The sequence below is a fragment of the Dorea sp. BIOML-A1 genome (genome assembly GCF_009875615.1).
GTDB classification, from domain to species: Bacteria; Bacillota; Clostridia; order Lachnospirales; family Lachnospiraceae; genus Dorea_A; species Dorea_A amylophila.
Map to the genome: position 1 here is coordinate 84,716 of NZ_WWSA01000002.1, position 14,966 is coordinate 99,681.

Genomic DNA, 14,966 nt, shown 5'->3' on the forward strand with positions numbered 1-14,966 from the left:
AACGATTATAAATGAGTAAGATTGACATCTTAAAAAGGTATTATCATTATTATGGAATGAAAATGTTATTATTAAAGCTTTTCAGAAATCATTCTGCAGAAAATTTCGATTATGATTCATGGCTGAAAAAAAATGCGATTACTGAAGCAGAACTGGAAAAGCAAAAAAAATATGAATTCGCTTATAATCCTAAAATAAGTATAATCGTTCCGACTTATGAAACACCGGAAATGTTTTTAAGAGAGATGATTGAGTCGGTACAGCAGCAAACATATTCAAACTGGGAGTTATGTATTGCGGATGGAAGTGTATCTGATCAGGTAATGCAGGTGATACAGGCATATGCACAGGCAGATAAAAGGATAATTGTAAAGAAGTTAACGAAAAATAAAGGAATTGCGGATAATACCAATGCTGCGATCGCAATAGCGTCAGGAGAATATATTGCATTGCTGGATCATGATGATCTTCTGGCACCAGATGCACTGTTTGAAGTAGTGCGGTGTGTAAATGATAATGAAAAGGCAGATGTTATTTACAGTGATGAAGATAAAATTACTGCCGACAGTGCAAAAAGATTTGAACCTCATTTTAAAACGGATTTTAATATTGAATTGTTAAGATCCAATAATTATATTTGCCATCTGTTTGTTGTAAAAAGATTGATTGTAGAAGAGATAGGTGGATTCCGGAATGATTTTGATGGAGCACAGGATTATGACTTGATCTTGCGGTGCATAGAAAAGGCAGAGGGGATATATCATATTCCTAAGATATTGTATCATTGGCGAGTACATCAAAGTTCAACAGCAGAGAATCCGGAAAGTAAATTGTATGCATATGATGCGGGAAAGCGTGCGATAGAAGAACATCTTAAACGTGTTGACAGACCTGGAAAAGTACGGGAATTGTATTATCGTGGCTTTTATCATGTAACATATAAAGTGAAAGAGAAAACAGGAGTTACTGTCTGCTTTGTAGGTAACAATAAAACAGATGTGAAAAAATGCATGAAATCAATAAAAAAGACAGCCGGAAAAGTGAAATGCCAGTTCATAGCAGTAAAATCTATAAAAGAAGTAAAAGAAGAACAAATCAGATATGAATATGTTTTATTTGTAGATTCTTCTATCAGAATGATCAGCAAAAACTGGATGCGAGAAATGATCGGTATCTGTCAGTTCCCGGAAAATGGAGTGGTTGGAATCCAATTGATAAATAAAAAGAATCAGACAATATACCATAATGGGTTCTTAAAAGGACAAAAAGGGTATGCATTTCAGGGACAGCCTGTAGAAGCGGTTGGTTATTTTCATAGAGATGAATTGACACAATGTGTAGATGGTGTTACTGATAAGTTTATGATGATGAGAACGGAGCAGTTGTCAACAGAACTTTTGAAAAAATATGGAAAAGATATCATTGTTGAAAAAGGAAATGGAAAATTTATTGTAGATCCTCAGATTAAAGCATATTTTAACATATAAAAAGTATGGATGAGAAATGGAGAACTTTTCAACATGGGTGAGTTAAAAAGTGTGACCGAGAGGGGGAGAAAAAATGACACCAAAAGTGAGTATAATCCTAGCAAATTATAATGAAGAAAAATATATTGCAGAAGCTATAGAGAGTGTAATAAATCAAACTTATACAAACTGGGAATTGATTATTATTGATGATGCGTCAACGGATCGGTCACAGGATATTATCAATAGCTATAAAGATTCGAGAATAAAAACCATATTTTGTAAAAAGAACAACCATGTTGCATATGCTTCAAATCTTGGTATTGATATGGCAATAGGGGAATACATTGCAAAGATTGACAGTGATGATGTATGGGAAGCGGAAAAACTAGAAAAACAAGTTTTATTTATGGAAGAACATACAGAATATGGAGTGTGTTTTTCAAAAGTAAATATTATTGATGAAGATTCGATAGAAGCAAATACGAAATTTAGTGATATTTTTGAATTATTTGATAAAGTAAAAAACCGTTCACAGGAAGAATGGATAAAATACTTTTTGAAAAACGGAAATTGTCTCTGCAATGCATCTGCTGTGATCAGAAAAGCAGCGTTGGAATGTGTCGGCGGTCACTATAACCTTGCATTTGTAGGAGCAGAAGATTATGAATTGTGGATGCGGCTGATTATAAAATTCCCGATTTATGTAATGGATGAAAGACTCGTGAGATATAGATGGGAAGAAGCAGCAGGAAAAATAAGTGGTTTCTCACTAGGAAAAATTTATGCGACATTAAATTTACAGACAATGGTAAAGAGCAAAATGTTTGATTATATGTCGGATGAAGAGTTTAAAAAGTTTTTTGGAAATGAATTTGTTAATAAAACGGCAGACACGGCAGAAGAGATAGAATGTGAAAAAGCTGAGTTTATGTTAAGGTGTACAGGAAAGGATGTTAATTTTCTGGGACTGATGCGATATGAAAAACTTTTGGAACAGCCGGAAATATTGGAGATTCTGCAGAAAAAATCAGGCTTTTCATTACCTGAATTTTATAAAGAGTTAAGAGTGAGAAATTTCGGGATTCCGGGGGAAATAGAAGCAAAAGATGCAACGATTGAGGATTTGCGTGGCTTAGTACAAGAAAAAGAAGAAAGTATTCAGAGACAAAAACTTGTATTAGAAAAAGACATAGCAGACAGAGATAATAAAATAAAAGAGTTGGAAGCAATCATAGAAGACTATGAAAATTCGACTTCCTGGAAACTGACAAAACCATTAAGAAAAATTGGAACAATAGTAAAAAAGTAAGAAGGAATGAAAGTTGAAAAAACCAGGCTACTATTCATCCGGTGAATTTGCCCGCATGGCCCATGTGACCCTGCGGACAATTCGCTATTACGACAAACAGAATATATTAAAACCATCTTATGTCACGGAAGCGGGCGCAAGATTCTACACAGATGAAGACTTTGCAAGACTTCAGCAGATTTTACTTCTGAAATATTTGGGATTTTCCCTGGATGATATTCGTGATATGACGATTGATGATGCAGATTACCACTTTATGCTCAACTCTCTTAACATTCAGTTAAAATTAGTCCGTGACCGCATCGAACAGATGCAACTAGTGGAGCAGGCAATTCAGGATACGTCGGATCTGATACAGAAAGAACATTCCATTGACTGGAGTCAGATGTTGAATCTGATCCATCTGACCGGTATGGAGAAGAGTATGAAGAACCAGTATCAGGATGCATCAAACATTTCCGCAAGAATTAACCTACATAGCCTGTATTCGCAGAATACGAAAGGATGGTTTCCATGGATTTTCGAACAATTGGAATTAAAGCCGGGAATGAAGGTTCTGGAGCTGGGATGTGGAGATGGTACACTCTGGAACGTGGACAGGGATAAGATCCCGGAACAGACGGAGATCGTAGTATCAGATATATCGGATGGAATGTTAAGAGATGCAAGGCGTACGATCGGTGCAGACGACAGCAGGTTCAGATTCCGTGTATTTGATGCGGGAAGAATCCCATATGATAAGGATGCATTTGATCTTGTAATTGCCAATCATGTGTTGTTTTATTGCGAAGATATCCCGAAAGTTTGTAAAGAAGTAAAACGTGTATTGAAGCCGGGAGGAAGATTTGTCTGCAGTACATATGGCAATGATCATATGAGAGAAGTGAGTGAACTGGTACAGAAGTTCGATGACCGGATCGTACTGGCAGCAAAGAATCTGTACGAGCGTTTTGGAAAAGAGAACGGAGAAGAGATTCTTCAGAAGGATTTTGAAAAGATAGAGTGGAGGCGGTATGAGGATTCGCTTATCGTGCCGGAACCGGAGCCATTGATTTCTTATATCTTGTCGTGCCATGGAAATCAGGGACAGTATATCCTAGATCATTACAAGGAGTTCCAGTCTTATGTGCGGAAGAAGACGGACGGCGGATTTCATATTACGAAAGATGCTGGGATTTTTGTTGGGTATAATGGTTGAGAATAATAAAAATGTTGTGTATAATAAAATAAATGTATGCATTAATAAATGCGCTTTTTGAAATGTGGCAAGAAAGTGAGCATGAATAAATGAATAACAGGGAAAAATTGCCGGTAGGTGTGGAGAACTTTGAAAAACTAATCAAAGAAAATTTTATTATGTAGACAAGACGACAATCATTGCGGCACTTCTTAAAAGCTGGGCAAAGGTAAATGTTTTCACCCGCCCAAGACGCTTCGGAAAAAGCCTGAATATGAATATGCTCCAACCCTTTTTTGAAATCGGAAGTGACAAATCCGTCTTTGAAGGATTAAAGATTTCTGAAGAAAAAGAATTATGCGATAAATATATGGGAAAGTTTCCAGTGATTTCTATAAGCTTAAAAGGAATCGAAGGACAGAACTTTCAGACAGCCAGAGAAGCAATGCAGTATGTGGTTGGGAGGGAAATCAGAAGATTCTCTTTTCTGACAGAAAGTGAGAAACTGGATGCCGGTGAGTTTGCTTGTATTGTCTGAACTGCTTGCAAAGCATTACGGTAAAGAAGTGATCATTTTGATTGATGAATACGATGTGCCATTGGATAAAGCTTTCCAGTATGGTTATTATGATGAGATGGTAATGTTGATCCGTGGATTATTTGGTAATGCATTAAAGACGAATTCGAACTTGTTCTTTGCGGTGCTGATAGGCTGTCTTCGTGTTTCGAAAGAGAGTATATTTACGGGATTCAATAATTTTAATATTTATTCAATTACCAATGTAGAATTTGATGAATATTTCGGATTTACAGATACGGAAGTAAAAGAAATGTTGTCATACTATGGAATTAAGGAATGCTACGATACCGTGAAAGAATGGTATGACGGATACCAGTTCGGTGAAACGGATGTATACTGTCCGTGGGATGTGATCAATTATTGCAAGAATCGTTGTGCGGATATCAATGCACTGCCGGAAGACTACTGGTCGAATACCAGTGGAAACGCTATGGTACGGCGTTTTATTGATAAGGCGGATTACCGGACGAAAAATGAGATTGAGCAGCTGATCGCCGGAGAATCGATTATAAAGGAGATTCGTCAGGATCTGACTTATAATGAATTAGATAGTTCAATAGAAAATCTGTGGAGCGTTCTTTTTACAACCGGGTATCTGAACTTGGATACAGTGATATCCTGATTGAGATCCCGAAAGACCGCACAGGTGTGGTTGTTGAATTGCAGCAGATTGAAGAAAAGGATTATATGGCAAGACTGAAGCAGGACGGTATGCGGCAGTTTATAAAATACGGAATTGCATGTTATAAGAAGGATTGTAAAGTTATGATTGGAGATGATTCTGATAATACTTAAGAGCGGTTTCCATGCAGGCTGCAGGAGATGATTCCCATCCACCGATAATCTGAACCCATTGGGTCGTATATGTTATTAAACTCCAGTAATATGGACGGATGGGATTGTCATGTATATGTTTTGTGAGGGATATTTTGATTGCGTATTCAGATTCCATTTTACAATAATCCTTTGAGGAAGTATAATAATTAAAGGTTAAGCTATTAGTTGTTGAATATTATATGCACGGAAACGGGAGAGTATACATGTTTAGCGAAAAAGAAAAAAAGGACTTAGATTTGTTGGTGGAAATTGGTGAAAAACAGTCAGGAAAGATAAGTTCTATGCTTGTGAGCAATTACTGGGTAGAATTATCATCTGAAAAGCAGACAGAGGAGATGTACAATCGGATAAAAGCTTATCTAAGTAAGATGAATATAGAAGTTATCGATGATGTTCAGGAACAGGATGCAGAAGTTGAAAATGATGAACAGACAATACCGATGATCCGTCCGTTTGATCCAAGTAAGATTGATATCGATATGAAGACAATGGAATTATCAAGTTTGATTAAGCGCTTACAATATAAAGAGATTGATATGAATACGGATTTTCAGAGAAAGGGTGGATTGTGGACGGACATTCAAAAAAGTCAGTTAATAGAGTCTTTGTTTTTAAGAATACCTATTCCGGCTTTTTATTTTGATGGTGGAATTGTTGATTCGTGGCTGATTATAGATGGACTTCAAAGACTTACGGCATTGAAAGAGTTTGTGATTGATAAGACGCTGAAGCTTACTGGACTGGAATTCTTCAGTGACTTGAATGGATTGACATTTTCAGAACTTCCGAGAGCGTTTGTAAGACGTATTGAAGAGACGAATATTGTCGCTTATATTGTAAAAAGTGGAACTCCGGTAAATGTGAAATATAATATATTTAAAAGAATTAATACAGGCGGACTGGAATTAAAACCACAGGAAATAAGGCATGCATTATATCAGGGGAATGCAACAAAGATATGTAAAAAATTTGCAAAGATACAGGAATTTTTATCTGCAACCACCTTTAGCATAAAAGAAGACCGGATGATGGATCAGGAATTTGTTCTTAGATTTATAGCGGTTTGCTATTATGGAATTGAAAAATATGAAGGAGTACCGGATAATTATCTGAATGGAGCAATGGAATTTCTGAATTCCAAAGAATGTGTGGATGAAGAACTGATGGAGCAGCAGTTCATACGTGTGATGAGATATTCCAGAATTATCATGGGAAAATATGCATTTCGAAAATTAGGGGAGAATGGAATGCGCCGCCCGATTAATAAAGCAATTTATGAAGCATGGTGCAGAAGTATGTTTGTGTTAAATGATTCGGAATTAAAAAAATTAGCAGAAGAAAAGAAAGAAGTATATAAAAGATTTATGAAACTTTGTAATGATGAGGTGTTTTTGCAGATTATTAAAGCAAGTGATAAAAAATCCTTTTTATTTCGGTTTACAAGAATTGAGAATTTATTGAGAGGAGTCTTAGATGATACAAAGAATAGAAGCATCGAATTTTAAATGTTTCAAAGATATTTCGTTGGAGATGTCTAATTTGAATTTACTGTCGGGAATAAACAGTATGGGGAAGTCTACGATAATACAGATGCTGTTGTTGTTAAGACAGTCGTATGAACAGAATGCTTTGGAAAAGGGCATTTATCTGAATGGAAAATATACAAATCTTGGTGTGGGAAAAGATGTATTATATACAGAGGCAGAAGAGAATCGCATAAAAATGAAAATAAGCGATGAAAGTACGATGCTGTCGGCAGAATATGATTATAATGGTATGGCAGATTTTCTGAAATTATTAGAAAATATAGACATAAATATGGTTAAAGATATGAATTTGTTTGGAAGTGGATTTAACTATATTGCGGCGGATCGTCTGGGACCACAAAGTAGTTATGAAAAATCATATTACGAAGTCTGGGAACAGGAACAAATCGGAAATCATGGAGAGTATGCGGTACACTATTTACAGACGCACGAGTCAGAAGAAGTTGAAAATAAAAATATTCTTTATGATGAGGAACCGAGTAGACGACTTCAAAGACAGGTAGAATGTTGGCTGGGGGAGATTACGCCGGGTGTGTCTCTTCGAATGGAAGATTATGGACATAGCAACAGAATTGGTCTTATGGTGCATCAGGAGGGAAATATAGGAGCAGACTACTTTACTGCGCAGAATGTTGGTTTTGGTATTTCTTATGTATTACCAATTGTGCTGGCACTTGTGAAGGCGAAAAAGGGAGAATTAATCATTCTGGAGAATCCGGAAGCGCATTTACATCCAAGAGGACAGAGAAAAATGGGAGAACTGATCGCCAGAGCAGCACAGGGAGGTGTGCAGGTTATTGTAGAAACGCATAGTGATCATATTTTGAATGGAATACGTTTGTGTGCAAAACATAATATGATTGATCCGGATATAGTGCGCCTATATTATTTTTCCAGAAAAAAAGCCGATACAGAAGAATACAGTTCTATCCCAGTTATTGATAATCCGGTCTTATATAAAGATGGAAGACTGAGCTTCTGGCCGGAAGGGTTCTTTGATGAATGGGACAGGGCAATTGATGAATTGTTCTAGAGGATACAAGTATGCAAATGATAATAAATGACTTGTCTGCAAAATTTCCGGTAGATACAATATCCGAGGGCAGACAGATTATGGATAGTTTTTTGAATACATATTCGAAAGTGAAGAAAATAATTATAAATGACTCTGTGCTTATGGATCAGAATTATTGTTCTTTTGAATTGGCAAAAAATTACAGAATAGAACAGTGGAGAAATGATCCGGTTGTAGATATGGAAACAAAGAGAAGATTCCGAGCGTTATTAAATAAATCCGTGATATATGATCCTTCGGAGGTTGAATTGGAAAGCGAATTCAATCTAGAAATTCAAGGGAAGAAATATATATCAAAGGGATGTCTGCTGGCATATGAAACAGAGGGCGTGACGATTAGTTTTTTGAGTGATGACTATTGGGAAACCCCTGAGATTAGTGGATATTATGTGACATTTAATGAGAAGGACGAGTTAAAGGAAGAACATGTACAGGTCCCGAATGTATCGTGTCAGAAGAATGTAGAGCCTTTTGAAGAAAAGTACAAGGAAAAAAGGAAAGAGTGGCGTGCAGAGATCCGGTCAGCACAAGATGTTTTGAAATGTAAAGAGACTAGATTTCCGAATTTAATCTTTTGTGAAAATGCGATAAATGGATGTTATAAGAATGTAGGTGTTGCAGAAGCGGGACAAGTGTATAAACGCCTGTTGGAATTACAGGTGGCAGCTGAAAAAATGGGAAACCAATTTGACAAGAGGCTTTTACCTAAAGCTTCACCGGAAACACCGCTAACATTAGAACAATATGAGACGGAACATACTTTTTTGTTACCGGAAGGAAATGCACAACTGTTTTCATGGCATACAAGGTTTACTGGAGGATATGCCGGAAGAATATTTTTTTATCCGGATACAACACAAAAGAAGATGTATATAGGGCATATAGGACATAAGCTGCCAACCAAAAAGTATCCACATTAGAGATGAATACCAGAAGTAATTCTTAAGAACTTCTTAAATATTACAGGAAAGTTACAAAAAAATAAAAAAAGTACTTGAAGGTGACCTAAGGTCACCTTTTATAATCTAATTAACACGGAACATGGAGACTAGAATAGAAAGTAAAGAACTTGATAACCTATTTATACAAAACGAGGAGGTTCCTGAAATGAAAGGAATTATTTTAGCAGGTGGTTCAGGCACACGTCTGTATCCATTAACAATGGTAACATCAAAGCAGTTACTGCCAATCTATGACAAGCCGATGATCTATTATCCAATGTCAGTGCTGATGAACGCAGGTATCCGTGATATCCTGATCATCTCAACACCACAGGATACACCAAGATTCCAAGAACTGTTGGGAGATGGACATCAGTTTGGTGTGAATCTGTCTTATGCAGTACAGCCAAGCCCGGACGGACTTGCTCAGGCATTTATCATCGGAGAAGAATTCATCGGTGATGATACAGTAGCAATGGTTCTCGGAGATAACATTTTTGCAGGTCATGGACTGAATAAACGTCTGAAAGCTGCTGTTGAGAATGCAGAGACCGGAAAGGGAGCTACTGTATTTGGATATTATGTAGATGATCCGGAACGTTTCGGTATCGTAGAATTTGATCACGAAGGAAAAGCTATTTCCATCGAAGAAAAGCCGGCGCAGCCAAAGAGCAACTACTGTGTAACAGGATTGTATTTCTATGACAATAATGTTGTGAAGTATGCAAAAGAGTTAAAGCCAAGTGCACGTGGAGAACTGGAGATCACAGATCTGAACCGTGTATATCTTGAGAAAGGTGATCTGAATGTAGAACTTCTCGGACAGGGATTCACATGGCTGGATACAGGTACACACGAAAGCCTTGTAGATGCAACCAACTTCGTGAAGACGGTTGAGACACATCAGCACCGTAAGATCGCATGCCTGGAAGAGATCGCATACCTGAACGGATGGATCAGCAAGGACGAGGTAATGGAAGTATATGAAGTTCTGAAGAAGAACCAGTATGGACAGTACTTAAAGGACGTCCTGGATGGAAAATATAAAGAAAATCTGTACTAAAATCTATACTAAGAAATGATACAAAAAGGAGAAATCAAAAAATGACAATTATTGTAACCGGAGGAGCCGGATTTATCGGAAGTAACTTTGTATTTCATATGTTAAACAAATACCCGGACTATCGCATCGTTTGTCTGGACTGCCTGACATATGCAGGTAACTTATCTACACTGGAGCCTGTAATGGACAATCCGAATTTCCGTTTTGTAAAAGAAAGCATTACAGACCGTGAAGCAGTGTACAAATTATTCGAAGAAGAGAAACCGGACATGGTTGTAAACTTCGCAGCAGAAAGCCACGTAGACCGTTCTATCGAGAACCCGGAAGTATTCCTGGACACAAACATCAAAGGTACTGCTGTACTGATGGATGCCTGCAGAAAGTATGGTATCAAACGTTACCATCAGGTATCTACAGATGAAGTATACGGCGATCTGCCGCTTGACAGACCAGACCTGTTCTTCACAGAGGAGACACCGATCCACACAAGCAGCCCATACAGCTCATCTAAGGCAGCAGCAGACCTGTTAGTTCTTGCTTATCACAGAACATACGGACTGCCGGTATCTATCAGCAGATGTTCTAATAACTACGGACCATATCACTTCCCGGAGAAACTGATCCCGCTGATGATCGCCAATGCACTGAATGACAAGCCGCTTCCGGTATACGGAGAAGGATTAAATGTACGTGACTGGTTATATGTAGAAGATCACTGCAAGGCAATCGATCTGATCATTCATAATGGAAGAGTCGGAGAAGTGTACAACGTAGGTGGACACAACGAGAAGACAAACATCGAGATCGTTAAGATCATCTGTAAAGAGCTTGGAAAACCGGAAAGTCTGATCACTCACGTTGCAGACCGTAAGGGACATGATATGCGTTATGCGATCGATCCTACAAAGATCCACAACGAACTTGGATGGCTTCCGGAGACCAAATTCGAAGATGGTATTAAGAAGACGATCAAATGGTATCTTGAAAATAAGGAATGGTGGGAGACGATCATTTCCGGAGAATACCAGAACTATTATGAGAAAATGTATGCTCACCGGGAGGAGATTTAAGAATGAAAGTATTAGTGACAGGTGTTGGCGGACAGCTTGGTCATGACGTGATGAACGAACTGGCATCCCGTGGTTATGAGGGAATCGGTTCTGACATCAAAGAAACATACAGCGGAATCCAGGATGGTACAGCGGTAACAACAATGCCATATGTGCCGATGGATATCACAGATGCATCTTCTGTAGAAAAAGTTCTGACAGATGCAAAACCGGATGTAGTGGTACACTGTGCTGCATGGACGGCCGTAGATCTTGCAGAGGACGAAGATAAGAAAGACATCGTAAAAGCAGTCAATGCAACAGGAACAAAGAACATTGCAGATGTGTGTAAAAAGTTAGACTGTAAGATGGTATACATCAGTACAGACTATGTATTTGACGGACAGGGAGAGAAAGCCTGGGAACCTGACTGTAAGGATTACAAACCACTGAATGTATATGGAGAGACAAAACTTGCCGGAGAGCTTGCGGTATCGGAGACGCTGGATAAATACTTCATCGTACGTATCGCGTGGGTATTCGGAAAGAACGGTAAGAACTTTATCAAGACAATGCTCAATGTAGCAAAGACACACGATACATTGAAAGTTGTAAATGACCAGATCGGAACACCAACCTATACATTTGACCTTGCAAGACTTCTCGTTGACATGATCGAGACTGACAAATATGGTTACTATCATGCAACAAATGAAGGCGGATATATCAGCTGGTATGATTTTACAAAGGAAATCTTCCGCCAGGCAGCAGAGCTTGGTCATGACGAATACGGCGAAGACAAGGTGACGGTTCTGCCGGTAACAACAGAAGAGTACGGTGTATCCAAAGCAGCAAGACCTTTCAACAGCAGACTGGACAAGAGTAAACTTGTGGAAAATGGATTTACTCCACTTCCGACATGGCAGGATGCGCTTGGAAGATATCTAAAAGAAATCGAATTCTAAATTTTATATAGGTGAAGAATAATCTCAGCCACATGACGTGGCTGGGATTAACTCACGTATAAATTATTTAAATCAATAAGGAGACGTAATAATGGGACAGATTAAAGTAGAAAAAAACGCAGGCGGTATCCAGGGACTCTGTGTAATTGAACCAACAGTACATGGTGACGCAAGAGGATACTTTATGGAGACATATAACCAGAAAGATATGGAAGAAGCAGGACTTACAATGCAGTTCGTTCAGGACAACCAGTCAAGTTCTACAAAGGGAGTCTTAAGAGGATTACATTTCCAGAAAGAATTTCCACAGGGAAAACTGGTACGTGTCGTAAAAGGTTCTGTATTTGACGTGGCAGTAGACTTAAGAAGTGACAGCGAGACATACGGAAAATGGTTCGGTGTAGAACTGACAGAAGAAAATAAGAAACAGTTCTATATTCCGGAAGGATTCGCACACGGCTTCCTGGTATTAAGTGATCTTGCCGAGTTCTGCTACAAGTGTACAGACTTCTATCATCCGGGAGACGAAGGTGGTCTTGCATGGAACGATCCTGAGATCGGTATTGAGTGGCCGACACTGACAGGAGAGTATAAAGGAACAGCATCCGGAGAAGGTTATGCGCTGGAAGACGGTACTGCACTGAACTTAAGTGATAAGGATCAGCTGTGGGTTGGACTGAAAGATACGTTCCATTTTTAGGATAAACTATGAATAAGTTATCAAAATTACTGAATGTTGTGATTTATCTGTGCATCATAAGTTATGCACTTCCAACGGGAGTAATGAAGGGCATACCAATTCAGAAAATATTGGTATGCCTGTTGATTATTCTGGGAGGAATATGCCTGGTTTTACAAAGAAAAAGCCTTGAGATTATAAAAAGTGCGAAGCTGGAGATTACTTTAGGTGTTTTGGGATTGTTGGCATGTATAGTCAGTTACATTCTTGGAAATGAATGGAGCATAAAATTTACGGGATTATTTTATATCTCGGTAATTGTGTTTGTAGAATTGTATTTTCTGGTCAGATATGAATTGGCTGAACCGGAAAAGATTGTAGAATGTATCCTTTATATGATGCTTTTGAAGATTCTGGGAAAAATAATCATAGAAATCGTCTTTGTATGTAAGTTGATAGAATATGAGGCTGTAATAGAATTTTATCTAAACATGTTTGGAACGGAAGCATCGACGATGACAATGCATTTGGGCAGATTATTGCTGATCCGTGTGCAGACTTCATCTGATATTATAGTGGTGACATTGATGCCGTTTTACTGGATGATGGAGAAATATAAAAAAAGCATCAGAAGTCTGCTGTTTGCATTGAGCGGGATTTATACATTGATTGTATTTTCGAGAGTTTTGATGGTTGAATTCTGCTGCTTTGCGTTTGTTGCAGTGTTATATTATTGGAAGAAAATCCCGAAGAAGGTAAGATGCATCGGGGTGATTCTTGTGCTTGCTTCGTCGGTATTATGGTTGAAGCCTGTGATACAAATGATAGGATTCCGGTTCTTTTCTTCATTTGCTGTGGAATCAGATGATGTCAGACAGATACAAATGAGAGAATTGATAAACGGAGTGAAGGAATCACCGGTATTCGGGCATGGATTTGGAAGCTACATAAGTGATTATACAAGAAGTGGATCGATACCGTTTTCATATGAAATAGAATATCTGTCATTTTGTTACCAGATGGGAATTTTAGGATTTGTAGTTTTTGTTGGAGGAGTTCTCCTGATATACATAAGAAAAATCGTAAAGTATGCCAGAAAAAACACCTGGGTCATTAAAGTATTTACTTTGATCGGATTGGGCTGGTTTGTGATAAGACCTGCATTTAATCCTGCATTTCTCGGACTACAGAATGGATTTCAGATGATCGGATTATTGATGATCAATATGTATTTTAATAAAAAGCAGGAACCGTATCAAAAGTAAAATGATACGGTTCCTGTTTTTTCTATTTTTTGAATAATTTTCGTCTAAACCAGTCTCTGGCATAAGAAAGAGTATGAAGAATCAGTTCAAACTCGATCAAAATATAGTTAGGCAGGTGCCGCAGCTTAAAAGCAACTTTTTTCTGTTCCCGGGCATGGGAAAGCCCTTCTTTTATTCCGCAGGCATAGTCTTTACCGAACCCCTTATGCATGAAAAACAGATATTTGACAACACAGCCGAGAAAAAGAGGAATAAAGTTCAAAACCAGCTGTAAGAAAGGCATGTTTTTGTAATTCAGGTAAATATTGTTGCGGGCAGATAATTTAACCTTGAAAGAGTTATATTTTGAACCGCTTGTACCGCTTCCTACATGGTAGACAAGTGCTGTGGGACAGTATGTATTTTTGTAGCCGTAAATTTTGGCACGGTATCCGACATCGATATCTTCAAGGTATGCAAAATGGTTTTCATCAAATAAGCCGATTTTTGAAAAAGCATTTCGACGGTAGATGGCTGCTCCGGCGCATGCGGTAAATATCTGATCTGCTTTTGTGTAATTGGAGACAGGACGTCCGGTTCCGCGGCACACGCCCCAACCCATTAAGGTATAAAGATCACCGGCGCTGTCGATCAGTTCTGGATGATACATCTGGATCATCTTACTGCTGACAGAAAAGATGCGCGGAGATTTTTCAATCGCTTTGATCATTTCTTCTACATAGTGTGTATCAACGGTCGTATCATTATTGAGCAATATCACATAAGGTGTAGTGGAATGTTCGATTCCGACATTGACCGCTTTACTGAAACCGTAATTTTTCTTTAAGGAGATAACTTCTATATCTGGGTAGTGCTCACTCATATATTCCAGACTTCCATCAGAAGATGCGTTGTCAACCACTAATACTTTGAAATCCCTGCAGGTCTGTTCTGATAATGACTGGAGGCAGGGCTCCATAAAATGTTTCCCGTTATAGTTTGGGATGATAATTGTTACTTTCATAGTTTGA

The 14,966-nt window shown here is 38.2% G+C and carries 12 protein-coding genes and 1 pseudogene; 12 read left to right on the forward strand and 1 reads right to left on the reverse strand.

Annotated elements, in window-relative coordinates; genetic code table 11:
- The first annotated feature begins 11 nt into the window (after positions 1-11).
- From GT508_RS01190 to GT508_RS01250, 12 genes and pseudogenes are all read left to right on the forward strand, one after another.
- Positions 12-1,487: a glycosyltransferase family 2 protein gene (locus GT508_RS01190; RefSeq protein ID WP_161143403.1), complete on the forward strand. Its 1,476-nt coding sequence runs from the start codon at positions 12-14 to the stop codon at positions 1,485-1,487.
- A gap of 73 nt (positions 1,488-1,560) precedes the next feature.
- Positions 1,561-2,778: a glycosyltransferase family 2 protein gene (locus tag GT508_RS01195; RefSeq protein WP_161143404.1), complete on the forward strand. Its 1,218-nt coding sequence runs from the start codon at positions 1,561-1,563 to the stop codon at positions 2,776-2,778.
- A gap of 13 nt (positions 2,779-2,791) precedes the next feature.
- The gene (locus tag GT508_RS01200) at positions 2,792-3,976 is read left to right on the forward strand and encodes a MerR family transcriptional regulator (protein WP_161143405.1); all 1,185 of its coding nucleotides are present in this window, start codon (positions 2,792-2,794) and stop codon (positions 3,974-3,976) included.
- Positions 3,977-4,065: 89 nt separating this feature from the next.
- Positions 4,066-5,330: pseudogene (locus GT508_RS15005) on the forward strand (AAA family ATPase).
- A gap of 245 nt (positions 5,331-5,575) precedes the next feature.
- Entirely contained in the window at positions 5,576-6,877 is a 1,302-nt protein-coding gene (locus GT508_RS01215) for a DUF262 domain-containing protein (RefSeq protein ID WP_055281596.1), read from the forward strand.
- Positions 6,846-7,952 (forward strand): AAA family ATPase, encoded by a 1,107-nt coding sequence (locus GT508_RS01220; RefSeq protein ID WP_117597191.1) that lies wholly within the window; start codon positions 6,846-6,848, stop codon positions 7,950-7,952. Before GT508_RS01215 ends, GT508_RS01220 begins: the two co-directional genes overlap by 32 nt.
- Positions 7,953-7,963: 11 nt before the next feature.
- Positions 7,964-8,914 (forward strand): hypothetical protein, encoded by a 951-nt coding sequence (locus tag GT508_RS01225; RefSeq protein ID WP_161143407.1) that lies wholly within the window; start codon positions 7,964-7,966, stop codon positions 8,912-8,914.
- Positions 8,915-9,101: 187 nt separating this feature from the next.
- Positions 9,102-9,998, forward strand: coding sequence for a glucose-1-phosphate thymidylyltransferase RfbA (gene rfbA / locus GT508_RS01230; RefSeq protein WP_028087015.1), 897 nt, complete (start codon positions 9,102-9,104; stop codon positions 9,996-9,998).
- Positions 9,999-10,039: 41 nt separating this feature from the next.
- Entirely contained in the window at positions 10,040-11,068 is a 1,029-nt protein-coding gene (gene rfbB, locus GT508_RS01235; protein WP_028087014.1) for a dTDP-glucose 4,6-dehydratase, read from the forward strand.
- Between the two features lie 2 nt (positions 11,069-11,070).
- The gene (gene rfbD / locus GT508_RS01240) at positions 11,071-12,012 is read left to right on the forward strand and encodes a dTDP-4-dehydrorhamnose reductase (protein ID WP_055213658.1); all 942 of its coding nucleotides are present in this window, start codon (positions 11,071-11,073) and stop codon (positions 12,010-12,012) included.
- A 91-nt stretch (positions 12,013-12,103) separates the two neighbouring features.
- Positions 12,104-12,712 carry a dTDP-4-dehydrorhamnose 3,5-epimerase gene (gene rfbC / locus GT508_RS01245; RefSeq protein WP_028087012.1) on the forward strand — a complete coding sequence of 203 codons (609 nt, stop codon included), beginning with the start codon at positions 12,104-12,106 and terminating at the stop codon, positions 12,710-12,712.
- Positions 12,713-12,720: 8 nt separating this feature from the next.
- On the forward strand, positions 12,721-13,956 hold the full coding sequence (locus GT508_RS01250) for an O-antigen ligase family protein (protein WP_138376294.1): 1,236 nt from the start codon (positions 12,721-12,723) through the stop codon (positions 13,954-13,956).
- Between the two features lie 22 nt (positions 13,957-13,978).
- On the opposite strand, the gene GT508_RS01255 is transcribed toward GT508_RS01250, so the two are convergent.
- Positions 13,979-14,959, reverse strand: coding sequence for a glycosyltransferase family 2 protein (locus GT508_RS01255; protein WP_055281588.1), 981 nt, complete (start codon positions 14,957-14,959; stop codon positions 13,979-13,981).
- Between the last annotated feature and the right edge of the window lie 7 nt (positions 14,960-14,966).